Source organism: Streptomyces sp. SID4985, assembly GCF_009863025.1.
GTDB lineage: Bacteria > Actinomycetota > Actinomycetes > Streptomycetales > Streptomycetaceae > Streptomyces.
Map to the genome: position 1 here is coordinate 1 of NZ_WWIR01000183.1, position 26,670 is coordinate 26,670.

Annotated in this window: 25 protein-coding genes, 2 tRNA genes and 2 pseudogenes; 19 read left to right on the top strand and 10 right to left on the bottom strand. The window is 72.9% G+C overall.

What is annotated here, in order from left to right:
• Window positions 1-472, top strand: a pseudogene (locus GTW40_RS06990) (hypothetical protein); the annotation flags it as partial.
• 107 nt (window positions 473-579) lie between these two features.
• Here the strand turns inward: GTW40_RS06990 and GTW40_RS06995 are convergent.
• Entirely contained in the window at window positions 580-1,176 is a 597-nt protein-coding gene (locus GTW40_RS06995) for a histidine phosphatase family protein (protein WP_161179283.1), read from the bottom strand.
• A 225-nt stretch (window positions 1,177-1,401) separates the two neighbouring features.
• On the opposite strand from GTW40_RS06995, the gene GTW40_RS07000 reads away from it, so the two are divergent.
• The 8 genes from GTW40_RS07000 to GTW40_RS07035 all read left to right on the top strand — a co-directional run bounded on the left by GTW40_RS07000 (window position 1,402) and on the right by GTW40_RS07035 (window position 8,127).
• Window positions 1,402-2,343 carry a phosphatase PAP2 family protein gene (locus GTW40_RS07000; protein ID WP_161179284.1) on the top strand — a complete coding sequence of 314 codons (942 nt, stop codon included), beginning with the start codon at window positions 1,402-1,404 and terminating at the stop codon, window positions 2,341-2,343.
• Window positions 2,276-3,436, top strand: coding sequence for a hypothetical protein (locus tag GTW40_RS07005; protein WP_161179304.1), 1,161 nt, complete (start codon window positions 2,276-2,278; stop codon window positions 3,434-3,436). The genes GTW40_RS07000 and GTW40_RS07005 overlap by 68 nt, the downstream gene beginning before the upstream one ends.
• On the top strand, window positions 3,427-5,025 hold the full coding sequence (locus GTW40_RS07010) for a hypothetical protein (RefSeq protein WP_161179285.1): 1,599 nt from the start codon (window positions 3,427-3,429) through the stop codon (window positions 5,023-5,025). The genes GTW40_RS07005 and GTW40_RS07010 overlap by 10 nt, the downstream gene beginning before the upstream one ends.
• On the top strand, window positions 5,022-6,359 hold the full coding sequence (locus GTW40_RS07015) for an AAA family ATPase (protein WP_161179286.1): 1,338 nt from the start codon (window positions 5,022-5,024) through the stop codon (window positions 6,357-6,359). The genes GTW40_RS07010 and GTW40_RS07015 overlap by 4 nt, the downstream gene beginning before the upstream one ends.
• A 32-nt stretch (window positions 6,360-6,391) precedes the next feature.
• Window positions 6,392-6,823 (top strand): DUF4304 domain-containing protein, encoded by a 432-nt coding sequence (locus GTW40_RS07020; protein ID WP_161179287.1) that lies wholly within the window; start codon window positions 6,392-6,394, stop codon window positions 6,821-6,823.
• Between the two features lie 162 nt (window positions 6,824-6,985).
• Window positions 6,986-7,357 carry a hypothetical protein gene (locus tag GTW40_RS07025; RefSeq protein WP_161179288.1) on the top strand — a complete coding sequence of 124 codons (372 nt, stop codon included), beginning with the start codon at window positions 6,986-6,988 and terminating at the stop codon, window positions 7,355-7,357.
• 73 nt (window positions 7,358-7,430) lie between these two features.
• Complete coding sequence (locus tag GTW40_RS07030; protein ID WP_272918988.1) at window positions 7,431-8,063, top strand: bifunctional DNA primase/polymerase; 633 nt, start codon at window positions 7,431-7,433, stop codon at window positions 8,061-8,063.
• Window positions 8,054-8,127, top strand: a tRNA-Lys gene (locus GTW40_RS07035). Before GTW40_RS07030 ends, GTW40_RS07035 begins: the two co-directional genes overlap by 10 nt.
• Window positions 8,128-8,232: 105 nt before the next feature.
• Here the strand turns inward: GTW40_RS07035 and GTW40_RS07040 are convergent.
• Window positions 8,233-9,444, bottom strand: coding sequence for a M6 family metalloprotease domain-containing protein (locus GTW40_RS07040; RefSeq protein WP_202485521.1), 1,212 nt, complete (start codon window positions 9,442-9,444; stop codon window positions 8,233-8,235).
• 375 nt (window positions 9,445-9,819) lie between these two features.
• Between GTW40_RS07040 and GTW40_RS07045 the strand changes: the two genes are divergently transcribed.
• Window positions 9,820-11,631 carry an EAL domain-containing protein gene (locus GTW40_RS07045; protein ID WP_161179290.1) on the top strand — a complete coding sequence of 604 codons (1,812 nt, stop codon included), beginning with the start codon at window positions 9,820-9,822 and terminating at the stop codon, window positions 11,629-11,631.
• Window positions 11,632-11,662: 31 nt separating this feature from the next.
• On the opposite strand, the gene GTW40_RS07050 is transcribed toward GTW40_RS07045, so the two are convergent.
• Window positions 11,663-12,751 carry an LLM class flavin-dependent oxidoreductase gene (locus tag GTW40_RS07050; RefSeq protein ID WP_161179291.1) on the bottom strand — a complete coding sequence of 363 codons (1,089 nt, stop codon included), beginning with the start codon at window positions 12,749-12,751 and terminating at the stop codon, window positions 11,663-11,665.
• Window positions 12,752-12,873: 122 nt separating this feature from the next.
• Window positions 12,874-13,536: a decarboxylase gene (locus GTW40_RS07055; protein ID WP_161179292.1), complete on the bottom strand. Its 663-nt coding sequence runs from the start codon at window positions 13,534-13,536 to the stop codon at window positions 12,874-12,876.
• A 250-nt stretch (window positions 13,537-13,786) separates the two neighbouring features.
• Here GTW40_RS07055 and GTW40_RS07060 point away from each other — a divergent pair, with 250 nt between their 5' ends.
• From GTW40_RS07060 to GTW40_RS07085, 6 genes are all read left to right on the top strand, one after another.
• Window positions 13,787-14,743, top strand: coding sequence for a D-2-hydroxyacid dehydrogenase (locus GTW40_RS07060; RefSeq protein WP_161179293.1), 957 nt, complete (start codon window positions 13,787-13,789; stop codon window positions 14,741-14,743).
• Between the two features lie 54 nt (window positions 14,744-14,797).
• Window positions 14,798-15,718: an ectoine/hydroxyectoine ABC transporter substrate-binding protein EhuB gene (ehuB, locus tag GTW40_RS07065; protein ID WP_202485518.1), complete on the top strand. Its 921-nt coding sequence runs from the start codon at window positions 14,798-14,800 to the stop codon at window positions 15,716-15,718.
• Window positions 15,715-16,443 (top strand): ectoine/hydroxyectoine ABC transporter permease subunit EhuC, encoded by a 729-nt coding sequence (gene ehuC, locus GTW40_RS07070; protein WP_161179294.1) that lies wholly within the window; start codon window positions 15,715-15,717, stop codon window positions 16,441-16,443. Before ehuB ends, ehuC begins: the two co-directional genes overlap by 4 nt.
• Window positions 16,440-17,090: an ectoine/hydroxyectoine ABC transporter permease subunit EhuD gene (gene ehuD / locus GTW40_RS07075; protein WP_161179295.1), complete on the top strand. Its 651-nt coding sequence runs from the start codon at window positions 16,440-16,442 to the stop codon at window positions 17,088-17,090. The genes ehuC and ehuD overlap by 4 nt, the downstream gene beginning before the upstream one ends.
• 43 nt (window positions 17,091-17,133) lie before the next feature.
• Window positions 17,134-17,853, top strand: a complete 720-nt coding sequence (gene ehuA, locus GTW40_RS07080) for an ectoine/hydroxyectoine ABC transporter ATP-binding protein EhuA (RefSeq protein WP_237525377.1) — start codon at window positions 17,134-17,136, stop codon at window positions 17,851-17,853.
• A gap of 210 nt (window positions 17,854-18,063) precedes the next feature.
• A complete protein-coding gene (locus GTW40_RS07085) occupies window positions 18,064-18,822 on the top strand; it encodes an IclR family transcriptional regulator C-terminal domain-containing protein (RefSeq protein WP_161179297.1) in 759 nt (252 codons plus the stop codon).
• A 37-nt stretch (window positions 18,823-18,859) separates the two neighbouring features.
• Here the strand turns inward: GTW40_RS07085 and GTW40_RS07090 are convergent, their stop codons facing one another.
• Window positions 18,860-19,735 (bottom strand): NAD(P)H-binding protein, encoded by an 876-nt coding sequence (locus GTW40_RS07090; protein ID WP_161179298.1) that lies wholly within the window; start codon window positions 19,733-19,735, stop codon window positions 18,860-18,862.
• Between the two features lie 125 nt (window positions 19,736-19,860).
• Between GTW40_RS07090 and GTW40_RS07095 the strand changes: the two genes are divergently transcribed.
• Together GTW40_RS07095 and GTW40_RS07100 are read left to right on the top strand one after the other, a co-directional pair.
• The gene (locus tag GTW40_RS07095) at window positions 19,861-20,763 is read left to right on the top strand and encodes a LysR family transcriptional regulator (RefSeq protein ID WP_161179299.1); all 903 of its coding nucleotides are present in this window, start codon (window positions 19,861-19,863) and stop codon (window positions 20,761-20,763) included.
• A gap of 108 nt (window positions 20,764-20,871) precedes the next feature.
• Window positions 20,872-20,945, top strand: a tRNA-Lys gene (locus GTW40_RS07100).
• 66 nt (window positions 20,946-21,011) lie between these two features.
• Here the strand turns inward: GTW40_RS07100 and GTW40_RS07105 are convergent.
• Window positions 21,012-21,536 (bottom strand): annotated as a pseudogene (locus GTW40_RS07105) (GNAT family N-acetyltransferase).
• Window positions 21,537-21,607: 71 nt separating this feature from the next.
• Here GTW40_RS07105 and GTW40_RS07110 point away from each other — a divergent pair.
• Entirely contained in the window at window positions 21,608-22,822 is a 1,215-nt protein-coding gene (locus GTW40_RS07110) for a helix-turn-helix domain-containing protein (RefSeq protein ID WP_161179300.1), read from the top strand.
• Between the two features lie 126 nt (window positions 22,823-22,948).
• Here GTW40_RS07110 and GTW40_RS07115 read toward each other — a convergent pair whose 3' ends face one another.
• The 4 genes from GTW40_RS07115 to GTW40_RS07130 all read right to left on the bottom strand — a co-directional run.
• Complete coding sequence (locus tag GTW40_RS07115; protein WP_161179301.1) at window positions 22,949-23,377, bottom strand: hypothetical protein; 429 nt, start codon at window positions 23,375-23,377, stop codon at window positions 22,949-22,951.
• A 132-nt stretch (window positions 23,378-23,509) separates the two neighbouring features.
• Complete coding sequence (locus GTW40_RS07120) at window positions 23,510-24,109, bottom strand: lytic polysaccharide monooxygenase (RefSeq protein WP_161179302.1); 600 nt, start codon at window positions 24,107-24,109, stop codon at window positions 23,510-23,512.
• A gap of 134 nt (window positions 24,110-24,243) precedes the next feature.
• Entirely contained in the window at window positions 24,244-25,395 is a 1,152-nt protein-coding gene (locus GTW40_RS07125) for an SPFH domain-containing protein (protein ID WP_161179303.1), read from the bottom strand.
• 147 nt (window positions 25,396-25,542) lie between these two features.
• Window positions 25,543-26,670, bottom strand: a 1,128-nt coding sequence (locus GTW40_RS07130; protein ID WP_237525375.1) for a peptidoglycan-binding protein, incomplete at its 5' end; no start/stop codon positions are given.

The window sequence follows — 26,670 nt, forward strand, 5'->3', positions numbered from 1 at the left end:
CGAGGCGGGCGGCTGGGCCGGGCTCGCCGACCGGGCGGGCTGCCGCCAGGCGATGGCGCGGGCGCAGGCGCTGTTCGCGCGGGGCGCCTCGGACGCCGACCCCGAGTGGATGAGCTTCTACGGGCAGGCCGAGCTGGAGGGCCTGGAGGCGCAGTGCTGGTCGACGCTGGGCGACTGGTGGCGCGCGGCCCGGCACGCGCGGCGCGCGGCGGACCTCCAGGACCCGCACTTCTCCCGCAACATCGCGCTCTACACCGCCGAACTCGCCGACGACCTCGCCCGCGACGGCCGCCCCGACGAGGCCGCCTCCGCCGGACTGCGGGTCCTGGAACTGCTCACCCATGTGCAGTCCTCCCGCATCCAGACGATGCTCGCGGGCACCGCGCGCGTACTGCTGCCGCACCGGCGCGCGTCCGGCGTGTCGGAGTTCCTGGAACGCCACGCGGCGGTACCCGGGCCCCGGCAGGGCTGAACGGCACGGGCACGCGCGCGTACGGCGACCTCGGTGAAGTCCGCCATCCCGCGCGCGCGTAGGAGCCTGTCACCACGCGCGCGTAGAAGCCCGTCGGCCCGGGCCCGTCAGCCCGCCAGGTGCCCCACGTCGTTCCAGTTCTCGATCGCCGGTTCGCCGTAGGCCCAGCCGAGCACCGACAGCGAGGTCGGGTTGAGGCGGATGCGGGCCGCGAAGTCCAGGGGCAGGCCGAGCCAGCGGGCGCCGATGGAGCGCAGGATGTGGCCGTGGGCGAAGACCAGCACGTCGCGGTCGGCGGAGCGGGCCCACGCGACGACCTCGTCCGCGCGCGCGGTGACGTCGGCGACGCTCTCCCCGCCGGGCACCCCGTCGCGCCAGATCAGCCAGCCGGGCCGGTCGGCGTGGATCTCGGCCGGGGTCAGGCCCTCGTAGGCGCCGTAGTCCCACTCCATGAGCGTGTCCCAGGTGTGCGCGCGCTCGCCGAAGCCGGCCAGTTCGCAGGTCTCGCTCGCGCGCACGAGCGGGCTGGTGCGTACCTCCGCGAACGGCAGGCCGTCCAGCGGGGGGCGGTGCAGCCGCTCGCCGAGGAGCTTGGCGCCGCGCCGTCCCTCCTCCAGGAGGGGGATGTCCGTCCTGCCGGTGTGCTTGCCGGACAGCGACCATGCCGTCTGTCCGTGCCGGGCCAGCAGGATGCGCGGTGCCATGGGAGGGAGACCTTTCCGGGAGAGGAATGCCAGGTGGCCGCCGGGGTAACGACAGCCCAGGTCCTTCCATCATCGCGCACCGGTGGGACGGGCAACCCGGCGGGCGACCACGGCGTCTTCCAGGGCTGGAGCGACCGCGCGGGGCGGGGGCGGACACCGTAAAGTGTCACGGCGCCCGGCGGGGACGCCGCACGCGCAGGGGCACAGGAGGGGGAGGGCGGTCGGATGCCGCAGACCGAGACACCGGGCACCGAGGTAACGCCGCGGCCCCGGTTGCGCTGGTGGACCGAGCTGCCGCTGATCCTGCTCGTCTACGGCTGCTACTCGGCGGGCCGTCTCCTCGCGCGCGGGGACGTTTCCTCAGCCGTGGACCACGGTCTGGCGATCCTGCGCATCGAGCAGCTGCTGCACCTGGACGCCGAGCACCCGCTCAACCGCCTGTTCACCCGCGAGCCCTGGATCGGCGTGCCCGCCGACTTCTGGTACGCCTCGCTGCACTACCTGGTCACGCCCGCGATACTCGTCTGGCTGTTCCGCTCGCACGCGGTGCGGTACCGGGCGGCGCGTACCTGGCTGATGACGTCCACGTTCATCGGTCTGATCGGCTTCACCCTGCTGCCGACCTGCCCGCCGCGCCTGCTCCACCCGGGGCACGGCTTCACCGACACCATGGCGTACTACAGCTCGTACGGCTGGTGGGGCGGCCAGGCGAGCGCCCCGCGCGGCATGGGCGGCATGACGAACCAGTACGCGGCGATGCCGAGCCTGCACGTCGGCTGGGCGCTGTTCTGCGGCGTGATGCTGTGGCGCTACGGCCGCACCTCCCTGGCCAGGGTCTGCGCGGTGGCCTACCCGCTGCTGACCGCGCTCGTGGTCATGGGCACCGCCAACCACTATCTGCTGGACGCGGTGGCGGGCGCCGCGGTCATGGGTGCCGGGCTGCTGCTCACGCCGTACGTGCTGCGCGCGGCGGACGCGGTGAAGGCCCGGCTGAGCCTCGCCTGGGCCTCTCCGGCCGCCGCGGTCTCCCCCGTTGTCAGTGGCGGATGCCAGACTTCCGCGGGTGAGCGAATTCCACGGCAGCGCGAGTCTCGGCTCGATCCCCCGGCAGGACCGGACGCCTCCCCCAGCGGAGCGGGCGACGGCACTCCGGCACCGGCTCGCTGAGCTGCGCGGTCCCGAGGTTCAGGCCAAGGCCCTGGACGCCCGCGCCCTCGCGGCGCTCGCGTCCAACCCGGGCTGCCGCCGCCGCGCGATCCTGGACGGCGCCGGGGTGGACAAGGCCCGCCTGGCGACCGGTCTCGGCTCGCCCTCGGACTACGGCCAGTCGCAGTTCGCCCTGATCCGGGGCAATGTCTTCGAGGCCCGCGTGAAGGCGGACCGCGGCGCCGAACTGCTGCGTCTCGCGCACGCCTGCTTCGACCCCGCCACCGAACCCCCGGCCGGCGCCGCCGTACCCGACCTGACCGCCGACGGCCCCAAGGGGCGTACGGCGCGTACGGAACTGGCGCTGCGCGAGGCCGTGGAAGCGGGCGGCTGGACGCTCCTCGACCACCCGATGCTCGCCCTGGAGGTGGCGGGGGCGCCCGCGTTCCTGGAGCCGGACGCGGTGGTGGTGCACCCGGACGGGGTGTGGACGGTCGTGGAGATCAAGTCCTTCCCGATGCTGGACGGTTCGGCCGACGCCTCGAAGGTGGGCGCGGCGGCCCGTCAGTCGGCGGTGTACGTGCTGGCCCTGGAGGAGGTCGCGGCCCGGCTCGACCCGGCGATCCGGGTACGGCACGAGGTGCTGCTGGTGTGCCCGAAGGACTTCTCCAACCTGCCCACCGCGCGCGCGGTGGACGTGCGCCGTCAGCGTGCGGTGACGGCACGGCAGTTGACCCGGCTCACCCGGATCGAGGAGATCGCCGACGGGCTGCCCGAGGGCACCTGCTTCGCGCCGGACCGCACGCCGGAGGAGCTGGAGGCGGCCGTGGACGCGGTCCCGGCGACGTACGCGCCGGAGTGTCTGTCCTCCTGCGAACTGGCCTTCCACTGCCGGGAGCGCTCGCGCGCGTCCGGCGCGGTGACCCGGCTAGGCCGCCCGCTGCGGGCCGAACTCGGCGGTCTGCGCACGGTGGAGGAGGTCCTCTCGGCGGCGCGCGGCGAGAGCGGTGACCCGGACGACCCGGCGGTGGCCGCGCTGCGCCGGGCCGCCGCCCTGCGCGCGGAGGCGCTCGCGCACGCGGCGGCCGCGCGGGAGGTGACCCTGTGTCCCTGATCGCGACCCTCGCCCGCCTCGAGGCCGTCGGCACGGGCGTGGCCCAGCCGCTCACGACCGTCCGGCACCGTCATCTGTCCGCCCGTCCCCTGGTGTTCGTGCCGCTGACCACCTCCGGCGAGGCGGGCGCCCCGCTCGGCGCGCTGGTCGGCACCGACCGGGACGCGCCGCGGCTGCTGGCGGTGCCCCAGCCGCGCGACCGCGACCTGCGCTTCGCGTTCCTCGCCGAACTGGCCGACGTCGTCCTGCCGTACATCGACTCCCACGCCGAGGCCGTGGAGGCCGCCGAGCGCACCGAGACCGACCCGGAGACCGGCAAGCGGGTCAAGGTCGAGGTCGACCTGTGCGCGGACGCGCCCCAGCTGATCGTGCCGAGCCGGGCGGGCCTGGAGTACGTGCGCCTGCTGGGCCGCTCGACGCGTTTCCGGCGCACCGCCGAGCAGGAGCCGGAGGCCCCGAACCCGGCGCCGCCCCGGGTTCCGCTGCTGGGCCGCTGGCTGACCCACTACGGCGAGCGGGCGCGCGTCCCCGGCTCCTCGCTGCTGCTCGCGCTCACCGAGGTCCTGTCCCGGCACTGGGCGACCGGGCAGAGCAGCCTGGAGGACCAGCACTTGGGCGCGCTGCTGTCCTGGATCGCGCCGCCTACGGGCAGTTCGGGCGCCGAGGCCGCCTTCCGCGCGGAGCGCGAGCGCGACGGCCAGGGGCAGCTGACCTGCCCGCCCGCCGGTCCGGCCACCGACCCGGCGTTCGACAACAAGCTCCTCGCCCCGGCCATCGAGGCGTACGACCGCGCGCGTACCGCCCTCGCGGCCGCCGAGGACCCGGTGGACGCGGAGGACCGTACGGCCGCAGTCACCAAGGCCGAGCGCAGGATCCGCGAACTGGTGGAGCAGGTCACCCGGCCCACCTGGGACGCGGTGTGGGACGGCCTCGACCTGCTGCGGGCGCTGCCCGAGGGGGCGCACGTCGAGGAGCGGTGGACGCGGGACCGCTGGTCGTTCACCGGCCACCGGGACCGGGTGCTGGCGGGCGAGCCCCCGCAGCCGCGCCGGGACGACGCGGTGACGGCGGCGAACAAGCTGGCCACGCGCGAGCGCGAGCAGTCCCGTCTGGAGGCGCAGGAGGCGCTGGACGACCCGCTGGTGATGGCGGGGCGGCGGCTGGCCGGGGAGGCGTTCGCGGGCGAGGTCGTCGATGTCGTCATGGCGTACAGCGAGGGCAAGCGGCCGAGTCCGCGCCCGCTGGTGACCGTGCGCACGGAGGACCGGCCGCATCTGGCGGAGCGCGCGAAGGCGTACCGCTCGCTGAACGGCAAGCCGCAGTCGGCGGAGTTCGCCGGGTACGAGGGCGATCCCGAGGAGGGGCTGCTCGTGCTGCGGATCGTGGACAAGATGGGCCGGGGCAAGGAGCCGGAGCCGGGTTCGGTGCCGGAGAAGGGCGACCGGCTCTGCTTCACGCTCTTCGAGCACGAGCAGCGGGGCGGGCCGAAACTGCCCGACCAGGAGGACACTCCGTGGACCCACGGCGGCCCGCCGGACGGGTCCGTGCCGGAGGCGCCTGACGCGACGACCGAGGAGGACCTTCTGTGACCACAGTGGACTTCGATCCGGGAACCGCCGCCGGGCGCGCCACGGACGCGATCCTCCGCGACACCCTGCACGGCACCGAGCGGGGCGTGGTGGTGGACTCACCGCCCGGCGCGGGCAAATCGACGCTCGTGGTCCGCGCGGCGCTCGAACTCGCCGACGCAGGGCGCCCGTTGATGGTGGTGGCGCAGACCAACGCGCAGGTGGACGACCTGGTCCTGCGGCTCGCGGAGAAGAACCCCGACCTGCCGGTGGGCCGCCTGCACAGCAGCGACGCCGACGCCTACGACCGCTCGCTGGACGCCCTGCCGAACGTGCGCGCCTCCGCGAAGGCGGCCGACCTCGCCGGACTCCCCGTGGTGCTGTCGACGGCCGCGAAGTGGGCGCACGTGAAGGTGGACGAGCCGTGGCGGCACGCGATCGTGGACGAGGCGTACCAGATGCGCTCGGACTCGCTGCTCGCCGTGGCGGGCCTGTTCGAACGAGCCCTTTTCGTGGGCGACCCGGGCCAGCTGGACCCGTTCTCGATCGTGGGCGGCGACCAGTGGGCGGGCCTGTCGTACGACCCGTCTTCCTCGGCGGTGAGCACGCTGCTGGCCCACAACCCCCGGCTGCCGCAGCACCGCCTGCCGGTCTCCTGGCGGCTGCCCGCCTCGGCGGCCCCGCTGGTCTCGGCCGCGTTCTACCCGTACACCCCGTTCCGCAGCGGCACCGGGCACGGCGACCGCCGCCTGTCCTTCGCGGTGCCGTCCGACGGCTCGGCCCCGGACCGCGTGATCGACGAGGCCGCGGAGTCCGGCTGGGGCCTGCTGGAACTCCCGCCCCGCCACACCCCGCGCACGGACCCGGAGGCGGTACGGGCGGTGGCCCTGGTGGTCCGCCGCCTGCTGGACCGAGGCGGCGCCGCCCTCTCGGAACGCTCCCCCGACCCGACCCCCCTCACCGCCGCCCGCGTCGCCGTCGGCACCGCCCACCGCGACCAGGCGGCGGCGATCCGCGCGGCCCTGTCCGACCTGGGCGTAACGGGCGTCACCGTCGACACGGCCAACCGCCTCCAGGGCCGCGAGTACGACGTGACGGTCGTCCTCCACCCCTTGTCCGGCCGCCCCGACGCCACCGCCTTCCACCTCGAAACCGGCCGCCTCTGCGTCCTGGCCTCCCGCCACCGCCACGCCTGCATCGTCGTCTGCCGCGCGGGCGTCGACACCCTCCTCGACGACTACCCCTCCACGGAGCCGGTCCAGCTGGGCACGCTGGTGAAGTTTCCGGACGGGTGGGAGGCGAACCACGCGGTACTGGCCCACCTGGCGGAACACCGGGTGAGCTGGCGCCCTTGACCACTGGTTCCGGCAGCGAGGGAGGTGCGGTCGTGGAGACCACGTCGGAGGTTTTCGCGGGCGCGGTTCGCGCGGGTATCGAGCCCGGTCTGCGGCGGCTCGGGTTCGTGGGATCGCGTGGTTGCTTCGAGTTGCGTGATCCGGAGGTGTGGCGGCTTCTCGGCATCCAGAAAGCCGGCGGTTCCTCGTCGTCGCGGGTCAGGTTCACGGTCAACGTCATGATCATGGACAAGTCGGTGTGGGAGGAGGCCCGTACCGGTTTCTCGAAGGCTCCCGCGCGGCCGAATCCCAACAACGTCTACGGACAGTGGGGGCGCCCGCGACGGATCGGCGCTCTGCTGCCGGGCGGCGTGGACCACTGGTGGGAGGTGACCGCCCGGACGTCGCCGGAGCGGCTGGCCGCGGGGGTCCTGTCGGCGGTGGAGGACTACGCCCTTCCCTTCCTGCGAGGCGGCACGCCCTGACGCGTCCGGCCGGGCACCGGACGACACGGAAGTCATGAGCGGGCCGGGCACCGGGTAGGCATGGGCCAGTACGTCCCCTTGCGTCCGCGCGGGACAATGGACGGTGGCCCACCCCGGAACACCCCGGAGGGGGGCCGGAAACGCAGAGGAGGAGATGTGGACATGGCGGAGCCCACGCCGCGTCGGAACGAACCGCGGCTACGCCCCGCGCCCCTGCTCTTCGAGCCCGCCGAGGCGGCAGGCGACCCGGAGCACTTCTTCGACCTGGAGTCGATCGAGGACCCGAGGACGCTGCTGACGCGGGCGACGGAGCTGACCCAGGCGTTTCGCGCGGCGGCCGACCGTGCGATGGAGTTCCAGGCCATCGCGGCGGCCCAGCTGGCCGACCCGCGCCGGTTCGACCGGCTGACCTCGGCGGACATCGCCGAGCGCGCGGAGTGGACCGAGGACTACGCCAAGAGAATGGTGGAGTTCGGGCGGGATCTCATGCGTGGGGTGGAGCCGGACGGGCGGACGCCCGTCGACCCGCGCTGACCCCCGTCGGCACGCGACGCGTCCACCCATCTGGCATATGCCGAGCGGGCAAGATACCCCCTCCCGCACCCCCCTGTCCCAATTTTCCGCAACCCAGGAGAAGCGCGCCCTCACCGACGGTAGACATGGGGGCATGAGCAGCGCACCGAACGTCACCGCAGCCACCGCCGACGGCGCCGCGTGGCTCGCCTCCGCCGGAACGTATCCGCGCAGCACGCTCGCCCTGTGGGAGGAGCGTCCGGGTGCGCCGGTGGTCCTGCCGTGCGGGAGCGTCTTCGACGTGGTGAGCGCGCCGGCGATCTTCGGGCGGCGGATGCTGGACCGGTTGTGGGGTGAAGGGCCCGGATCGGGGCCTGTCGCGGTGCACCGGGGGCGGATGCTGCTGTTCGCCGCGCCGGGTACGGCACAGCGGCTGCCCTCCCTGCTGACCTGGGAGGAGTGGGGCCCGCGCACCCACGCCGTACCGCCGTTGCTGTGCCACGGAACCGGGGACGCGGTGACCGTACCGGCGCTCCACGGCGAGGACCCCGCGGGCACAAAAGGCTCCCGCTGGCTGGTCGCGCCGGACACCCGGCAGCCGTGGCTGCCGGGGCCCGAGGTGGTGCTCTGGGCGGCGGTGCGGGCGGCTCGCGCGGCGGTGCGGATATCGATTTTTCCTCCCGCCGACCAGGATGCTAAGGTCTACGACGTCAGCAGGCGCCGCTAGCTCAGTTGGTTAGAGCAGCTGACTCTTAATCAGCGGGTCCGGGGTTCGAGTCCCTGGCGGCGCACAGACAACGATCAGGCCCCTCGCGCAAGCGGGGGGCCTGATCGCGTTCCGGGCCACAGGCCATCCGTACACACCACCCGCACGCCACCCCCGTGCCACCCGCACTTCAGAGCGCCCGCGGCGTGATCGACACCGTCCACGCCCCCGACGGCGTCCGGTCCTCCACCTCCACCCGCACCCCGTCCCCCGGCACGGTGAAGCTCTCCCCCGCCGACAGCGGGGCGTCGGCGAGCGGGGGGTAGACGGAGTTCTCCCAGCAGGCCGAGGCACGCGGGTGGGTGTCGATCACCTGGACCGGACCGTCGCCGGACTCGGCACCGGCGTGGACGCGGTAGACGAGGACGCCCTCGCGGCAGCCGGAGCCGTCGTTCCCGGCGGAGGCGCGCGCCTCGAAGGCCAGGGCGCTGTCCGCCCCGGTGCGCACCACCGCGAGCTTCGTACCGCGCCCGAGCCCGAAGGCCGGGGCCCCGGCCGCACCCGGCACCGACACCCCCGGCCCGGCCTCCAGCGGCTCCAGCGTGAGCCGGGTCGGACCGGTGCCCCGTACGCAGGCCACCTGGCGCGGGTCCAGCCAGCCCAGCCGCCACTTGTGCCAGGCGAACAGGTCGGGTGAGAGGCCGAACTGGCTGCCCATCAGGTCCCAGTCACCCACATAGGTGTCCCAGTCGCCCTTGTTGTCCAGGGGGCGGTGGTAGAGGTCGGGCAGGTCGAAGACATGGCCGGTCTCGTGGGCCAGGACCAGGCGGTCCGGCGGATGCCGCTCGAAGACGGTGACGACCCGGCGTACGTCCTTGCCGTCCAGCCGTACGGGCGTGTCCAGGTTGACGACCTTCGTGGCGTCGGAGTCCACGCCGGGCGCGTCCGGGTCGGCGACGAGGTAGACGACGTCGTAGCGGGAGAAGTCCACCGCCTTGTCGGCGACGGTGAACGCGTCGCGCAGATAGGCGGACCGGTCGGCGGCGGCCCAGTCCCGCTTCATGGCGTACGACGTGGAGGGGCGCGGCATCCGCAGCCAGCGGTTCACGGGGTGCGGGCGCAGGGTGAAGCGGCCGTAGGAGGCGCGGGTGTAGAAGTCGCTGGTCTCCGGGAAGTGGTCGGCCGTCAGCTGGGCGGGGGTGGTGCGCGGGGCCGCGTCGGGGAAGGACAAGAAGACCAGGACGGCGTTCCGGGTGCCGAGGGGACGGGCGTAGGCGGGGTTCCAGGTGTCCGCGCCCTCCGAGTGGTGGGCGGTGGTGCGATGCAGGGCGCAGGGTGCCGGGGAGAAGGGTTCGGCGACGGAGGGGCCGCCGAGGATCGAGGTCGCGGCGAGCGCCGACATCGTGGTGGCCACGGCGGCGGCGCTGCGCAGCTTGGGCACGGACAGACCTCCGGACGCGGTTCAGGGAACACCGAATCCAGCCTGTGGCGGTTTGTCAGGAGATGCCCTGTTTATCTGAACCGGAAGGGTGAGTGCGCCCGTTCGCGCGCCGGAGTGCACCGGCGGACGACACCCCGAATCACTCACGCAACGTCACAACCGGTCGGAGGCTTGAAGAACCCGTCCAGGTGCGAGCAGAAACGATCTGTCGGAACGTGGGGTCCTCCGGGGACACTGAAGACCGGCTGGAAGGCCCCGGTACCAGCCTCTATGATCGGCACACTTTCCGGCACGGACAACGACGGACAACGATCGAGTGCACTGCGGGAGCGAGCGGTGAGCGGAACGTCCGAAGGGCCGACGCCCGCGGCAGACCTCGACCGGTCAGCCGTCACAGACAGTGACTACATGACCTATCGGCGCGTCTTCGCGGCCGCCCCGCTCGCCATGGCCGTCGTGGACGGCGACGGGCTCGTGGTCAGCGCGAACACCGCCCTCGGCAGACTCCTCGGCACCGATACCGAGGCCCTGACCGGCCGTTCCGCCGCCGATCTGACCGGCCTCACCACCGACGCCCGCGCCTGGCACGCCTACCGCGAGGTGCTGCGCGGCCGCCGGGCCCGGCTGCGCTGCACCCGGCGACTGAAGCACCCCGACGGCACGGCGGTGTGGGCGCGGATCACCGTCGCCCCGCTGGCCGACGGCCGTCCGGGTGTTCTGCTGTCGCTCACCGACATCAGCGCCCGCCGCGAACTCCAGGCCCGGATACGGCATCTGCGGATGCACGACCCGGTGACCCGGCTGCCCAACCGCACGCTGTTCTTCGAGCGGCTCTCGGCCGCCCTGGAGACCGAGCCCGGCGAGAGCGGCGGCACCGGGCGGATCGGCCTGTGCCATCTGGACATCGACGGCTTCAAGGCCGTCAACGACACCCACGGCCACCGCGTCGGCGACCGGCTGCTCGCGGCCGTGGCCGAGCGGCTGACCCGAGTGGCCGCCGAGTGCGGGCAGGGCCGCGCCGGTACGCCCCTGGTGGCGCGGCTCGGCAGCGACGAGTTCGCGCTGCTCGTGGAGGACTCCACCGGCACCGACCAGCTCTCCGACCTCGCCGGGTCCGCGCTGAACGCCCTGGAGGAGCCCTTCGACCTGGGCGGCCGGCGACTGCATCTGACCGCTTCCGTCGGCGTCGTCGAACGGCACGCGGCCGGAACCACCGCGACCGGTCTGATGCAGGCGGCCGACACCACCCTGTACTGGGCGAAGACCGACGGCAAGGCCCGCTGGACCCTGTTCGACCCGGAGCGCAACGCGCACCTCATGACCCGTCAGGCCCTCACCTCCGCGCTGCGCCCCGCGATCGAGCGCGGCGAGTTCGCCCTGGAGTACCAGCCGCTGGTCGGCATGGAGGACGGGGCGCTCAGCGGGGTGGAGGCGCTGATCCGCTGGCACCATCCGCAGTTCGGCATCCTGACGCCGAATCGGTTCATCGGTCTGGCCGAGGAGGACGGCTCGATCGTGCCGCTCGGCCGCTGGGCGCTGGGCACCGCCTGCCGCCAGGCCCGGCGCTGGCAGCTCGACCATCCGGACGAGCCGCCCATCTTCGTCAGCGTGAACGTGGCGGTGCGCCAGGTGTGGGACTCCGACCTGGTCACGGACGTGGCGGCGGTCCTCGCCGAGACCGGCCTCGAACCCCAGCTGCTCCAGCTGGAGCTGACCGAGTCGGCCGTCATGGGCTCGGCCGGACGGCCCATCCAGGCGCTCCAGGCGCTCAGCGACATGGGCGTGCGCATCGCCATCGACGACTTCGGCACCGGCTACTCGAACCTGGCGTACCTCAGCCGTCTGCCGGTGTCCGTGCTCAAGCTGGACGGCTCCTTCGTGCGCGGCTTCCAGTACGAGGGCGAGCGCGGCACCTCGGCCGGGCCCGCCAACCCGGCCGACGAGGTGATCGTGGAGGCGATGATCCAGCTCGCGCACCGGCTCGGGCTGACCGTCACCGCCGAGTGCGTGGAGACCTCGGCGCAGGCGACCCGGCTGCGCAGGATCGGCTGCGACACCGGGCAGGGCTGGCTCTACTCCCGTCCGGTCCCGCCGGAGGGCATCTCCGAGCTGCTCGGCGTGCGGTCCTGCGCGGCGGGCAAGCCGTGAGCCACCCGCCGCGGCCGGGCCGTGGAAGCGCCTACGCCGCGGGCAGACCGTAGGCGTCCGCGATCAGTTCGTAGGAGCGCAGCCGCAGCTCGCCGCGGTGGGCGTGGGTGGTGAGCATCAGCTCGTCGGCGCCGGTGCGCTTGTGCAGGTCGTCCAGGCCCGCGCGGACCTCCTCGGCGCTGCCGTGCACGATGTTCTTCGTCCAGGAGAGCGCGAAGTCCTCCTCCATCGGGCTGAACTCGTGCCGCGCGGCCTCCTCCGGGTCCGGGAAGAGCCCGGGGCGGCCGGTGCGCAGCCGGACCATGTTCAGCGCCGCCGCCCGCACCTGACGGGCCGCCTCGCGCTCGTCGTCCGTGGCCAGCGCGGAGACGCCGATGAGGGCGTACGGCTCGGCCAGCACCTCCGAGGGGCGGAAGGTCTCCCGGTACAAGTCCAGCGCCGGGATGGTGTTGTGCGCCGAGAAGTGGTGGGCGAAGGCGAAGGGCAGGCCGAGCATTCCGGCGAGCTGGGCGCTGAAGCCGGAGGAGCCGAGCAGCCAGATCGGCGGCCGGTGCGGGGACTGCACCCCGCCGGGGCTGGTGGCCTGCACCGGGCCCGGTACGGCGTGGATGCGGGCGTAGGGGTGGCCGTCGGGGAAGTCGTCGTCCAGGAAGCGGGTCAGCTCGGACAGTTGCTGCGGGAAGTCGTCGGCGCCCTCGTTGAGGGTGTCGCTGCGGCGCAGCGCGGCGGCGGTCGCCCCGTCGGTGCCGGGGGCGCGGCCGAGGCCGAGGTCGATGCGGCCCGGCGCGAGCGCCTCCAGGGTGCCGAACTGCTCCGCGATGACCAGCGGGGCGTGGTTGGGCAGCATGACGCCGCCCGAGCCGAGCCGGATGCGGTCGGTGTGGGCGGCGAGGTGGGCGAGGATCACGGCGGGCGAGGAGGAGGCGACGCCCGGCATGGAGTGGTGCTCGGCGACCCAGAACCGGTGGAAGCCGCGCCCCTCGGTGAACCGGGCCAGGTCCGCACTGGTGCGCAGCGCGTCGGTGGCGGTGCTGCCCGCGCCGACGGTGACCAGGTCCAGTACGGAGAGGGGAACGGGGGCGGTGCCGAGGGCGGCGCCCCGGATCTCGTCTGCCGACACGGTGGGTGCCTCCTGCTGTCCGGCGTGGCTGTCCTACGTGGCTGTCCTGCCCCGGGCTAACAGGAGGCGGTCTCCGTTTATTTCCGCGCCGTCCTGTTTCCGCTTTCCGCGCCGTCCCGGTCTCAGCCTTCCGAGGCGGGCGTCCGCGTGAACAGCGCGCCCAGGTCCGGGGCGTGCACCCGGCGCTCGGCCAGCCGCAGCCCCTCCCAGACGGTGACCTGGCTCGCGGTGAGCACCGGCTTGCCGACGGCCTTCTCCAGCGCGGGCAGGTGCGCGGCGGTCTCCAGCGCGGGGTCGGTGAGCAGGACGGCCTCGGCGTCCGGGGTGTCGACGGCGGCCACGCGCGCGAGCAGGGCGTCCTCGTCGCCACCGGTGGCCGCGGTGTGCGTACCGGTCACTTCCAGGCCGCCCGCGCGCAGGAAGCCACGCAGCCTCGCCGTCTCCTCATGGGTGCCCGCCGGGGCCGCCACCGCGACCCGGGTCGCGCCGAGGTCGCGGGCCGCGTTGACGAAGGCGAGCGCCGTGGAGGAGGCGGGCATCCCGGTCTGCCGGGCCAGCTCCTCCACCCGGTTCACCTCGTCCTCCGCGTCGTGCGTGAACCCCTCCCCCGTACGCACCACCGCGTCGGCCCCGGCCAGCCGCAGCTCCTCCGCGGCACCCGTGATCCCGGCCCCCGGATCGAGGCGTACGAGGTCCACCCGGACGTCGCTGCCGAGGAGCTGCTCGATGCGGGGGTAGTCGTCCTCGCCCCGGTGATCCGTGCAGAGCAGTCCGAGTGCGGTCATGGCGGCCCTTCCGTCGGGTTCGTGTACGGGCCAGGCCCTGTGCGGGCCCGGCCGTCGGCGCGCCGCCCGGGGTGCCGGGCGGCCGCCATCGGGTCACGTACCCCGTCCGGGCCGAACCCATGGGGTGAAGGCCGCCACCGTCCCCGCGTGGCCGAGCGGGCCGGGGTCGTTGACGGGGTCCGGCGCGCGTGCCAACGTGGTCGGTCCGCCTGTGCCGGACGCCATGTGCGCCCCCGGAACCGGGAGGCCGATGCACATTCCGACCCGACCCACCCTGTTGGTGCTGGACACCGAACCGCCGCCCCGGCTGGGCAGGCTCACCGGCCGGGTGCGTGTGCTGCGCACCGACGCGGCGGGTCTTGCCGGGCTGCTGCCCGAGGCCGATGTGCTGCTGGCGTGGGACTTCGCGTCCACCGCCGTGCGCGAGGCATGGCCGGGAGACGGTCCCCGCCCTGTGTGGGTGCACACGGCGAGCGCGGGCGTGGACCAGCTGATGTGCCCGGAGCTGGCCGCGAGCGACACGGTGGTGACCAACGCGCGCGGGGTGTTCGAGCAGCCGGTCGCGGAGTACGTGGCCGCGCTGGTCCTTGCCGTCGCCAAGGACCTGCCGGGCACGGTGGAGTTCCAGCGGCGGCGCGAGTGGCGGCACCGGGAGACGCGGCGGGTCGCGGGCACGAGGGCGTGCGTGGTCGGCTCGGGGCCGATCGGCCGGGCGATCGCCCGCACCCTGAAGGCGCTCGGGGTGACCCCGGCGCTGGTGGGCCGGGTGCCCCGGACGGGGGTGCACGGTCCGGCCGACCTGGACCGGCTGATCGCCCGCGCGGACTGGGTGATCGCGGCGGCCCCGCTGACCGAGCGGACGTACCGCATGTTCGACACGCGCCGCTTCGGGGTGATGCAGCCCTCGGCGGTGTTCGTGAACGTCGGCCGGGGAGACCTGGTCGACGAGAGCGCGCTCGCCGGGGCGCTGCGCAACCGGTGGATCGCGGGCGCCGCGCTGGACGTGTTCGCCGCCGAACCCCTGTCCGCCGACAGCCCGTTGTGGAGCGCGCCGGGGCTGCTCGTCTCCCCGCACATGGCCGGTGACACGGTCGGCTGGCGCGATGAACTGGGCACACAGTTCGTGGAGTTGTACGAGCGCTGGGCGGCGGGCCGCCCCCTGGTCAACGTGGTGGACAAGAAGCGGGGTTACGTCCCCGGGCACTGATCTCGGCGGAAACGGGCGGGCATACACCGTGGCTGCCGGGGTAGCGGCGCGGCCATGGCTTCACCACCAGGCAAGGGCAGGGACGGAATCCGGCCACGCGTGCGCAGACGCTCGCTGCTGCTCGGCGCGACAGCGCTCGGCGGACTCGGCGGACTCGGCGCGGCGGGCTGCACACGGGTGGCTCCGACGGCGGGCGGGCGGGGCGGTGAGCTGCTCGAACGGCTGCGGGCGCAGGGCGTCGTACGGCTCGGGATCGCCGGTGAGGTGCCCTTCGGGTACATCGACCGGCAGGGGCGGCTCACGGGCGAGGCGCCCGAGCTGGCCCGGGTGATCTTCAAGCGGCTCGGGGTGGATCAAGTACAGCCGGTGCCCACCGAGTTCGGGTCGCTCATCCCCGGTCTGAACTCCCAGCAGTTCGACGTGGTCGCGGCGGGGATGTACGTCAACGCCGAGCGCTGCGAGCAGGTCATTTTCGCCGACCCGGACTACCAGATGCTGGACTCCTTCGTCGTCCGCAAGGGCAACCCGAAGGGGCTGCGCTCGTACAAGGACGTGGTGGCGAAGAAGGCGAAGTTCGCGACCGGCACCGGGTACGCCCAGATCCAGCACGCCGTGGACGCGGGCTACAAGGAGAGCGACATCCTGATCGTGCCCGACCAGGTGGCCGGGCTGAACGCGGTCGAGGCCGGGCGGGTGGACGTGTTCGCCGGTACGGCGGTCACCGTCCGCGAGGTGGTGAAGAAGTCCGCGAAGGCGGAGGCGATCGAGCCGTTCGCGGCCGTGGTGAAGGGTCAACGCCAGGTCGACGGGGGCGCGTTCGCGTTCCGGCCCGGCGAGACCCGGCTGCGCGACGCCTTCAACACCGAGCTGCACAAGCTGAGGAAGAGCGGCGAACTGCTCCGGATTCTGCGGCCCTTCGGGTTCACGGAGGCCGAGATGACGGACCTGACCGCGAAGGAGCTGTGCGGCCGATGACCTCAGGGCTCTGGATACTCGTCCTCAAGGGCGTCTGGACCACGATCCAACTTCTGCTGTTCAGCGCGGTGTTGGCGACGGTGGTGGCCTTCGCCGCCGGGATCGCGCGCACCGGGCGGCACTGGCTCACCCGCTTCCTCGCGGGCCTGTACACCGAGGTGTTCCGCGGCACCTCGGCGCTGGTGATGATCTTCTGGGTGTTCTTCGTGCTGCCGATCGCCTTCGGCTGGCAGCTGGTCCCGCTGTGGGCGGGCACGCTGGCACTCGGGTTGACCTACGGCGCGTACGGCGCGGAGGTCGTGCGCGGCGCGCTGAACGCGGTCGACCCCGCGCAGCGCGAGGGCGGGATCGCGCTCGGGTTCACGCCCTGGCAGCGGCTGCGGCTGATCCTGCTGCCGCAGGCGGTGCCGGAGATGATCCCCTCGTTCTGCAATCTGCTGGTCGAACTGCTCAAGGGCACCGCGCTGGTGTCGGTCATGGGCATGGGCGATCTGACGTTCAGCGCCAACCTGGTGCGGCTCGCGCTCCAGCAGAGCGCGGAGATCTACGCGTACGTGCTGCTCATCTACTTCGTGATCGCCTTCGCCCTCACCCGGCTGATGCGCGCGCTGGAGAAGCGGCTGAAAGCGGGGCTCGGCAAGGACGCGGGCACGGAACCGGCGGCGCGTGAGAAGAAGCGCGCGCGGACGGCCGGTGTCGTGACCGGCGGGGGTGGTGCGGCATGACCTGGGACTGGAACGCGGTCGGCGACTTCATGCCGTACTTCTGGCAGGGCCTGGTGGTCACCCTGAAGGTGCTGGCCCTCGGTTCGCTGCTGTCCTTCACGCTGGGCCTGGTGTGGGCGCTGCTGATGCGGCTGCCCTCGCGCTGGGTGCGCTGGCCGGTGGGCACGGTCACCGAGTTCGTGCGCGACACCCCGTTGCTGGTGCAGCTGTTTTTCCTGTTCTACGTGCTGCCCGAGTGGGGGCTGACCTTCTCGGCGCTGACCACCGGTGTCGTCGCGATCGGCCTGCACTACTCGACGTACACCATGCAGGTCTACCGGGCCGGTATCGAGGCGGTGCCCGTCGGGCAGTGGGAGGCGGCGACCGCGCTGAGCCTGCCGAGGCGGCGGACCTGGACGGCGGTGATCCTGCCGCAGGCCGTGCGCCGGGTGGTGCCCGCGCTGGGCAACTACGTGATCTCCATGCTGAAGGACACACCGATGCTGATGGTGATCACGGTGCTGGAGATGCTGGGCCGGGCCCGGCTCTTCTCCCAGCAGCACTTCCAGTTCACCGAGCCGCTGACCGTGATCGGTGTGGCCTTCATCGTCCTGTCCTATCTGGCCTCCCTTGTCCTGCGAGCCCTGGAGCGACGCCTTGTCCGCTGACATCGACCCGAACGAGAGCTCCCCCGGCGGCGAACTGATCCGCATGGCCGGGATCACCAAGCGCTTCGGCGCGAACACCGTGCTCGACCGGCTGGACCTCTCCGTGCAGGCGGGCCGGCACGTGACCCTGATCGGCCCCTCCGGCTCGGGCAAGACCACCATCCTGCGCATGCTGATGACCCTCACCGAGCCGGACGAGGGCACGATCACGGTGGACGGACAGCCGCTCTTCCCCGCGCCGGAGAAGCGGATCCGGGAGGTGCGCAAGAAGATCGGCATGGTGTTCCAGCACTTCAACCTGTTCCCGAACATGTCGGTGCTGCGCAACCTCACCGAGGCACCCGTCCAGGTCCTCGGCCTGGACCGGGACGAGGCCGAGGCGCGGGCCCGGGAGCTGCTTGAGCTGGTCGGGCTGTCCGACAAGTGCGACGCGCGGCCCACCCGGCTCTCCGGCGGCCAGCAACAGCGGGTGGCGATCGCGCGGGCGCTGGCGATGCGGCCCCGGGTGCTGCTCCTGGACGAGGTGACCAGCGCGCTCGACCCCGAGCTGGTCGCGGGCGTGCTCGACCTGCTGCGGGACATCGCGCGCGGCACCGACATCACCATGCTCTGCGTGACCCACGAGATGGGTTTCGCGCGGGACATCTCCGACCAGGTGCTGATGTTCGACGAGGGCCGGATCGTGGAGTCGGGTCCGCCGGAGCGGATTTTCAGCGATCCGGAGGAAGAGCGGACCCGGGAGTTCCTCAGCGCGGTGCTGTGAGCACCCAGGGTGAACGCGGGAAGCCGAGGTCCAGGCGTTGGATGATGCCCCTGGCATATGCCACAGGGTCTGCGCCGCAGCTCGGAGGGGGGCGGGAGGGGCGCCGGGAAGTTTGTCAACCCCCTCCTCTCCGGGGCCTGTTGGCCGTTATCGTGGAAGACGGTCCCGACGGACCTCGCGGCCACAAGCAAGCGAGCGCAGGGGGAAACCGTGGCGCTGAAGCACGAGCCGACCGCCCCGTACCACTCGGCCCAGGACGCGCTGCGCGTGCTGGAGTGGGTGGCCCGGCACTCCGCCGGGGTCACCGACACCGTCCTGTCCCGGCGCACGGGCCTGGACGCCGAGCGGCTGACCGCCCTGCTGCGCATGCTGCGCCGCGAGGGATACGTCGAGCAGATCACCGACGGCGCCTGGGTCACCGGGGACGCGCTGCGTCGGCTCACCTCGGCGCACGGCCGGGAGCGGGCGCTGCGCGAGAAGATCCAGCACGTCCTGGACCGGCTGCGCGACTCGGTCGGCGCGGCCGTGTACATGAGCCGGTACGTGGATGGTGAGGTCCGGATCACCCAGTACGCGGCGGGCCCGGCCACCCCGGCGGTCAACGAGTGGGTGGACTTCCGCTGCTCGGCCCACGCCACGGCGGTCGGCAAGAGCCTGCTGACCCAGCTGGACCCGGGCGCCCGTCGCGATCACCTCTCCCGGCACCGGATGGCCCGGCTCACCTCGCACACGATCACCAGCGACAAGCTGCTGCTGTCCCGCCTCGCCGCCCAGCCGCCCACGGCACCGGTCCTGGACCTCCAGGAGTACGCGGTCGGCACGGTCTGCGCGGCCGTCCCCGTCACGGCGGGCGCCTCCGTGGGCTGCCTGGCCGTCTCGCTCCCGGTGGAGCGGGCATACCGGCTCCGCCAGGCGGCGGACACGCTGCACCGCAGCGCGGCGCCGGTGCTGCTGTCGCTGGCGCTGTAGGTGGGGCGGCCACGCCTGGCACCGACCGGCGCGCTGGTCACAACTGGACGGCCGGCTTCAGGACGTCCTGGCACCACCGGCGGAAGTCGGTGGCGGTGGCCGGGTCGCGGGGTTCGGCGTCGTAGATTCCGTTGTTCTGCGCGTTGATCATGTCGGCCATGTCCTGGGTCAGCGAAGGGCTCGCGCCGAGCTGCGCCATTCGGGCCCGGAAGTCCGTGAGCGGCACCTGCTGGTAGCGCACCGTGCGGCCCAGGGTTTCGGAGATGATCTCGGCCATGGCGTCGGGGGTCAGCCTGTCGGGGCCTACGAGGGGAACGCGGGCCTGGCCGCTCCAGGCGGTGTCCAGCAGAAGGGCTGCCGCCGTGGCGGCCACGTCCCGGGTGGCGACGGTCAGCAGCGGCCGGTCCGCGGTGTTCGCCATGGAGAACACCCCCCGCTCCGTGATCGGCTGGACCTGGCGGAGGACGTTCTCCATGAAGAACGGAAGCGCCAGGGCCCGGTACCGCACGCCGGTGCTCTCGATCAGCTCGTCCATGTCGAGCGCGGCCGACAGGAGCCCGGCCTCGTCCTGGTAACCGTGACCCAGAGAGGTGACGTGCACCATCCGTACGCCCCGGTTCGCGGCCTCCTGGGCTGCGGCCCGGGTGAAGTCCAGGTAGTAGCTCCTGGCGGGGCCGGCGTCACGGAAACCGGCCGGCGGCACGAGCCAGAACAGCCGGTCGGCACCCTCCAGTGCCTTCGCGATCGTTTCCGCGTCGGCGTGGGAGCCCTCTACCACCTCGACCTGCGCGCGCACGTGCTCCGGGAGGCGGAAGGGGTCGCGGACGATCACCCGGACCGGCTCACCGCTGTCCAGGACGCGGTCGAGGACCTGCCGGCCGATGTCACCGGTCGGCGTAGTAATGACGATCATGAGTGTCTCCATGCGTGGAGGTCGGCGGCGAACCCCAGGGGCGTGCCGGGTGGTCGCTTTCGAGTGAACCTGGAGCATCGGCGCAGGTGAAGGACCATCTTGGTGGCGATTGATACCCTGGGGATATGAGTGACCTGGAGGTGCGGCAGCTCCGCTACTTCGTCGCGGTCGCGGAGGAACTGCACTTCGGGCGCGCCGCCGCCCGGCTGGGCATGGCCCAGCCCCCGCTGTCCCGCACGATCCGGGACCTCGAACGACAGCTCGGTGTGGCACTGTTCGAGCGGACCACCCGGCAGGTAAGGCTCACCGGCGCCGGAGAGGTCCTGCTGCGCGACGCCAGAACCGCCCTGGAGGCGGTCACCGCCGCCGCCCACCGGGCCCGGCATGCGGGCAGCGCCACGCCGCGGCTGCGGATCGCGCTCAAGGCCGACATCGACGGCGGCCTGCTGCCGCAGATCCTGGACGCCTACGGCACCGACCCCGCAGCCCTACCCCCCGAATTGATCCTCGGAGGGTTCGGCGATCAGCCCCGGGCACTGCGCGACGGCCTCGCCGATGTCGCACTCGTGCTCTGCCCCATGGACGACCGCGGGCTGGACAGCGAGCCGCTGCTGACCGAGCCGGTCCTCGTCGCCATCGCCGCCACCGACCCACTGGCCGCCCGTACCCGGCTGTGCCTGGCCGACCTGGCCGACCGGAACCTCCCCAACGGCGCACCGGCCGCCGACGGCCGGACCGCGCCGCCCCCGCCCGGGGCGACAAGGCCGGCCTCGAACCTGTCGGAGATCTTCAGCCTCGTCGAGACGGGCAGCATCGTGTTCTTCGCGCCTGCCTCGGTCGCCCGGCGCAACCCGCGCCCGGGGGTGGCCTACCGGCCGGTCAGCGACCTGCCGGACTGCACACTGGCCATCGCGTGGCCCCAGGACGCCCGCTCACCGGCTGTCGCCGCCTTCGTACGTGCCGCCTGCGAGGTCGCGGCCGCCCACCGCACACAAGCAGAGCCCCGGACGCCGAGCACGACCGCCTGAGGGCCGCCACCCACGACGGGCGGTCCCGGCGGGTGGTCACGAGCATCCTCCAGGACCGGGTAGTATTTTCTCTGTCGCCGGCCGCGAAGAGCGGAAGGCGAGAGTCACGCGCCGCTAGCTCAGTTGGTTAGAGCAGCTGACTCTTAATCAGCGGGTCCGGGGTTCGAGTCCCTGGCGGCGCACAGAACGAAGGCCCCTCGCGGAAGCGGGGGGCCTTCGGCGTTCTCGGGAGCCGCTCAGGGTACCGGTCAGGACAGTGGCAGATCCGCCACCATCACGGCGTACACCGGGGAGTCGGGGAACGGCTGATCCTCCCCGGCCTCCGATACCCCCAGGACTCGTACAGGGCTTGGACCTTCGGGTGCGTCACGTCCACGAGCAGCGCGGCCAGGTCTTCGGCACGGGAGTCCATCAGCGCCCGGTGCAGCCGCTCGGCGGGGCCCCGTCTTCCGCCACGGCACGCGGACCATCAGCTCCGAGAAGTGGAACGTCGCCGTACGCTCCGGTGCCGCCTCCAGTTTCTCCCGCCACCACTCCCCGCCCTCGGCCGCGGGAGCCCCGTAGGCGAAGCCCACCACCTCGTCACCGTCGTACCCGATGACGCAGGAGAAGTCGGGGCGGCCACCCCAGCGATCCACGAACCAGGGGAAACGCTGGTTGAACTCCTCTTCCATCTTGGCCGCGTAGACGTCGTCGTGCACATCGAGCAACGTCTGCCGGATCTTCGGCAGGTCGTTGTGGCCGTAGTGGCGCAAGCGCACAGTGGAGGTCATCGGGCTTGGCTCCATTCTGATTCGGCAGGCACTCCGGCCGCCTGCGGAGTACGGCAGCGTACGGTGGCGGCGTGGCGAACGAAGACCTGGGGAAGACGCTGCGTCGTCTGCGCCGCCTGGCCTCCCTGAGGCAAGAAGAGTTGGCCGAGCGCTCGGGGGTGTCCGTCGGTGTGATCCGTCAGCTTGAGCAGCAGCGGAAGCACTCGGCACGCCTCCCCACGCTTCACGCGCTCGCCAACGGCCTGGGCGTGGAGCTGACCACACTGCTGGGCGATCCTCCGGCGGTCACGGCGGGCGGAGAAAGCGACGGCCCGCGCTTCGTCGCCGTACGCCGGGCCGTGATGCCCGCGCTGTGGGGGCCTCGGCCCGAACCGACCGGCCCGGACTTCTCCATGGAGCGGCTGCGCGAGCAGATCGCGGACGGGTGGTCGCAATATCACGCGGCCGAGTTCGACTCCGTGATGAAGAGCCTGCCCGACCTGATCACCGACGCGCGTTCCGCCACGGTGTCCGGGAGTGACGACGACCGCAGGGCCGGTTTCGCAGCCCTGGGCAAGGCACTCCAACTCGCCGGACACGTCGCCGTGCGCATGGGCAAGACAGACCTCGCGCTGACGAGCCTGGAGCGGGCCATAAGCGCGGCGGAGCAGTCCGCAGACCCGCTCCTGGTCCCCAGGATCGTGAACTCTGTCGCCTGGACCTACCAGCGGCAGGGCCGCCTGGAAGACGCCCTGGGGATCGCCCTCCGCTCGGCCGAAGCCGTCGAGAGCGGCGGACACACGGACACGGCCGACGGGCTGAAGGTGTGGGGCGCCCTCACCATGAGCGCCGCGACCTCCGCCGCGCGGAGCGGCGACTACGAGCGTGCGGCGGAGCTGATGGCAGGAGCGGAGAAGGAGGCGGCCCGCGTCTCCAAGCTGCCCGCGGGCAGCGACAACCGCATGGTGAGCGTCTTCAGCCCGTCGTCGGTCCGCATCGAACGCGTCCGCCTCGCCGTGCAGTACGGGCACCCGCAGGGCGCCTTGGCGCTCGCCAAGGGAATGCGGCTGAGCAAAGACACCCCGCCATCCTGGCGGACGTGGCTGCTGCTGGACGTGGCCCGAGCGCACATGGATATTGGGGACGCCGCCGGAGCGGTGAAGGCCCTGGAGTCCCTGCGCCGGGTAGCGCCCACATGGATGCAGCACCACACGCTGGCCGTGGCCATCGTGCGGGACCTGTGGGCACTCCCCAACCACCCGGCGGGACTACGGCCGTTGGCGGAGTTCCTGGGGGTCGGCGAATAGCCTGCCGAAAGTGGGAGGTGGCGGGGAGCACGGCCCCCGCCGAACCCGCCCCGGCCGGTGGACTCCACCGGGATCAGCGGTCCGGGGTTCGGGTCCCTGGCGGCGGGCTCCGGGCGGTGCCGCCGGTCAGAAACGGGACAGGGCGACCCATTCGTGGATCACGTAGCCCGAGAGCGCGGCGAGGAGCAGCAGCCACACGACGGTGCTCACCAGCTCCGCACCCGGCCGGGGTTCACCGGCCGTCGCCTTGTCCGGCTCGTGCGCGGCGTAGTGGATCACGACCATGTCGTCCTGGGCGCGGTCGCGCGGACCTCCGCTCTCCTTGAAGCGGACGGCGCGGCCGTCGCCGGTGGTGAAGTCGTACTCGTGCCACTGCACCCGCTGCGGCACGTCGTTGACCATGCGCGTCGTGATCCACGCCCGGACCACCCGGGCCTCGGCGGTCAGCCCGCTCGCCCAGGCCGCGCGCCGCTGCCGTGCGCGCCGGACGAGGGACACGGCGGTGACGGCCATCACTACGAGAATCAGCGTCATGCAGACGTCGAAGAAATCCATGGGCGCGTACCCCCCGTACGTCGGATCCGTGACTCGTGCGCCTGGTGGACCTGGACGGCCCACCAGGCGCATGCGGACCCTACCCGCGCGGCGACGCGCCCGGCCTCAAGCGAAGCTCAGAGATCGGCCGGGTCAGAAGGTGACGTCCGAGCAGGCGTAGAACGCGTTGCCCGTGTCGGCGATCGTCCACACCGCGAGGATGACGTGATGCCCGCTGAGCCCCGTCGGCAGCGTCCCGCTGTGGCTGAGCGAGGACGGCGGCCGCTGGTTGTTGTACGGCACCTTGAGGAACGGGGTGAGGTTGAGGTCGGACCGGGAGAGGGCGTGGTTCTGGTTCCAGCCCTGCTTGGTGACGTAGTAGCTGAAGTCCGTGGTGGCGTGCGAGGCGGTGAACTGCCAGCGGAAGGTGTACGACTGGCCGCCGGTGACCCTGGTGGTGGGCCAGGCCGCGCCGGAAGGGGTGACCGGCGAGCTGAGCTGCGCGAAGCGGCTCACCGCGCCGTTGCAGAGCTGGCCGTCGGCGGGGCCCGAGGCCGGGAAGCCCTTGGGGCCCTCGACGCTCTGCGGCTCCCACTGGATGTCGCCGCAGTTCGCCACGGTGCCGTTCTGGCAGAGCTTCTGCCGGCTGACCGGGAGGTCGGTGTAGCCGTGCCCGCTGGCCGCGGTGGTGGAGAGCCCGAAGGCTCCCGCGGTCACCGCGACGAGCAGGGCGGCGGACAACTTGGTCTTCATGCTGCCGCTCCTGGGAGAACGTGGGGGAAGTTCACTGAGCCGTGCAGTAGGTCTAGACCAAGTGCCAGATTATTACCGGTAGTTGAACATGTCCATACCGTGCGCACACCTCACCGGACCCCGGGCGGCGGACCTCAGGCGGGCTCCCCGCGTCCCGAGCAGAACGCCACCGTCAGGTCCCGCACCAGCGCCTTGCGCTCGTAGTCGTCCAGCTCGACCAGACCGCGCACGGTCAGCCGGGTGACCGTGTCCTCCACCGAGTCCACGACCGAGCTGAGCATCGTGGCCCGCTGCTGGGCATCCAGAGCGGCGATCCGGCGCCGGTGCATGGCGGCGGCCACCTCGGGGGCGTACTCCACCCGGAGCGGCCGTACCGAGAACACCTCCAGACCGGCCGGGGCCGCGTCGCCCGCCACCAGCCGGGTCAGCACCTCCGCCGAGGCGTCCGCACCGGCGCGCGTCCCGCCCGGCGCCTCCACCGGCACCCGGGCGAGGGCCGCCTCGACGCACTCGCGCAGATAGCCCTCGTGGTCCTCGATGCCGAGCAGCGCCCGCGCGGTGTCCCGCACCCGCCACACCACCAGGACCGCCACCCGCAGCGCCACCCCGCTCGCGTCCGCCGCCGGGATCGCCTCGCTGCGCCAGTGCCGCAGCCGTACGTCCGCCCGGCGCCGCCGCAGCAGCGGGTTCATCCAGAGCAGCCCGGTACGGCGGACCGTGCCCCGGTAGCGGCCGAACATCCCGAGCACCCAGGCCCGCCCGGTCCGCCCCCGGGCCAGCCCGGCGAAGCCGAACAGCCCGACCGCCCCGGCCCCGGCGTACGCCGCCCACTGCGCGGGGCCGAGCGCCGCGCCCGCGTACGACGGCAGCCGCAGCGACTCCAGGGCGAGCGGCGGGAGCACCCCGGCCCACCACGAGGTGGCCAGGCACCCGGCGGCCCCGCCGAGCCCCGCGCACACCCCGGCCGCGCCGGGCAGCACCCGCGCCGGGCGCTCCACCAGCTCCGGGTCGGCCGGGGGCACCGGGCGGGAGCGCCCCGTCCGCACCGGCCGCGCGAGGCGCGGCTGCTCGCCGGTGCCCTGTCTGCGGCCCACCACGGCGGGTTTGAGCGGGACCGGTTCGGGGGCCGGGTCGTCGCGGAAGAGGAGATGGACGGGGATCTCGGTGGTCACCTCGTTGTGGATCAGCCGGGGCGGCCGGTGGCCGGTCGTGCCCAGGGGGGCCGAGGCGTCCTCGGGCTGTTCCTCGGACTCGGACTCGTGCGTGTGCGGTGCGGTCGTGCTCATGGGTGCCTCCAGCCTCCGCGCCAGATGCGTCATGACAAAGGGGTCTGCACAAGGGGGTCTGCAAAGGGGTGGGTGTCGGGGTCGGGTCGGGCGGTGCCGGGGGCGTCCGGCTCCGCGTCGGGTACGGTCGCGGCCGTGGCCGCGTGGCTAGGTGAACAGGCGGCGCCAGGTCTCGGGCCCCGGGTAGCCGTCGGCCTGTGAGCCGCGCCAGCCCTGGGCCTTCTGGAACGCCTCCACGGCCCGCCGGTCGGACTCGCCCCAGCGGGGCCCCGGGCCGGTGGCGTAGTAGCTGCCGAATCCTTTCTTCACCAGCTGCTGCCCCAGCCGTGTGACGTAGACGTTGTTCGCGCCCGGCCGGAAGTAGTCCCGGCCGGGGAAGGCGGGCACCGATCCCGGGGCCGTCTTGGCGGGCAGGATGTCCTTGCCCGCCTTGGTGACGAGCAGCTCCCAGGTGCGCGGCCCCGGCAGCCCGTCGGCGGCCGGACCGGTCCAGCCCTGCGCCTTCTGGAACGCCTCGGTGGCCCGCCGGTCGGCCTCGCCCCAGACCGGCCCCGGGCCCTTGGCGTAGAAGGAGGCGCCGCCCCGCGCGATCAGCATCTGACCGAGCTGGGTGACGTATTTGTTGTTGGCGCCGGGACCGAAGTACGAGGTGCCGGGGAAGGGGGTGAGCGCGCCCCCGGTGGCGGGCTCCGATCCGGACGCCCCGCTGGTGACGTTCTTGTAGCGGTAGGGGACGTACTTGGTCGTGTTGTTCCAGTAGGGGTACGGCGTGCTCTGGCGGCGGGTGTGCGGCGGGGTCTGCTCGTAGCCGGTGTAGGCGGTGTGGGTGTAGTCGGTCCAGCCGCCGAAGATCACGACGTGGGAGCCGTTCTGGGGGTTGGCGGCGTTGTGGAAGAGCAGGATGTCGCCGGGCTCCAGCGCGTCCTTGGTGATCCTGACGCCGAACTGGGCGAGGCTGCCCGTCCACTCGTTGGAGAGCAGGCCCCAGGCCATGGAGACATAGCCCGAGCAGTCCTGCCGGTAGCCGTCGGACCAGTACTTGCTCGTGCTGTACGGCACCTGCGCGTCGACCCACAGCTTGGCCCGGTTGATGATCTGGGTCCGGGTCAGCGCCGGGGAGCGGCTGGCCGGGGGCTTGGAGGTGCCGGTTCCGAAGAGCGGGGCCGTACCGCCCTGCGGGGTCGTGGCCGAACCGTCCGCCGCCGAACCGTCTGCCAGCGAACCGTCCGCCGCCGAGCCGCCGGGCCGGGCCAGGGCGTGCGGTGCGGCCGGAGC

Coding starts and splice junctions, on each gene's coding strand:
- GTW40_RS06995 (WP_161179283.1), bottom strand. CDS start 1,176: ATGGCACCGCGCATCCTGCTGGCCCGGCACGGACAGACGGCATGGTCG.
- GTW40_RS07000 (WP_161179284.1), top strand. CDS start 1,402: ATGCCGCAGACCGAGACACCGGGCACCGAGGTAACGCCGCGGCCCCGG.
- GTW40_RS07025 (WP_161179288.1), top strand. CDS start 6,986: ATGGCGGAGCCCACGCCGCGTCGGAACGAACCGCGGCTACGCCCCGCG.
- GTW40_RS07040 (WP_202485521.1), bottom strand. CDS start 9,444: ATGTCGGCGCTCGCCGCGACCTCGATCCTCGGCGGCCCCTCCGTCGCC.
- GTW40_RS07055 (WP_161179292.1), bottom strand. CDS start 13,536: ATGACCGCACTCGGACTGCTCTGCACGGATCACCGGGGCGAGGACGAC.
- GTW40_RS07060 (WP_161179293.1), top strand. CDS start 13,787: ATGCACATTCCGACCCGACCCACCCTGTTGGTGCTGGACACCGAACCG.
- ehuB (WP_202485518.1), top strand. CDS start 14,798: ATGGCTTCACCACCAGGCAAGGGCAGGGACGGAATCCGGCCACGCGTG.
- ehuC (WP_161179294.1), top strand. CDS start 15,715: ATGACCTCAGGGCTCTGGATACTCGTCCTCAAGGGCGTCTGGACCACG.
- ehuD (WP_161179295.1), top strand. CDS start 16,440: ATGACCTGGGACTGGAACGCGGTCGGCGACTTCATGCCGTACTTCTGG.
- ehuA (WP_237525377.1), top strand. CDS start 17,134: ATGGCCGGGATCACCAAGCGCTTCGGCGCGAACACCGTGCTCGACCGG.
- GTW40_RS07090 (WP_161179298.1), bottom strand. CDS start 19,735: ATGATCGTCATTACTACGCCGACCGGTGACATCGGCCGGCAGGTCCTC.
- GTW40_RS07095 (WP_161179299.1), top strand. CDS start 19,861: ATGAGTGACCTGGAGGTGCGGCAGCTCCGCTACTTCGTCGCGGTCGCG.
- GTW40_RS07115 (WP_161179301.1), bottom strand. CDS start 23,377: ATGGATTTCTTCGACGTCTGCATGACGCTGATTCTCGTAGTGATGGCC.
- GTW40_RS07120 (WP_161179302.1), bottom strand. CDS start 24,109: ATGAAGACCAAGTTGTCCGCCGCCCTGCTCGTCGCGGTGACCGCGGGA.
- GTW40_RS07125 (WP_161179303.1), bottom strand. CDS start 25,395: ATGAGCACGACCGCACCGCACACGCACGAGTCCGAGTCCGAGGAACAG.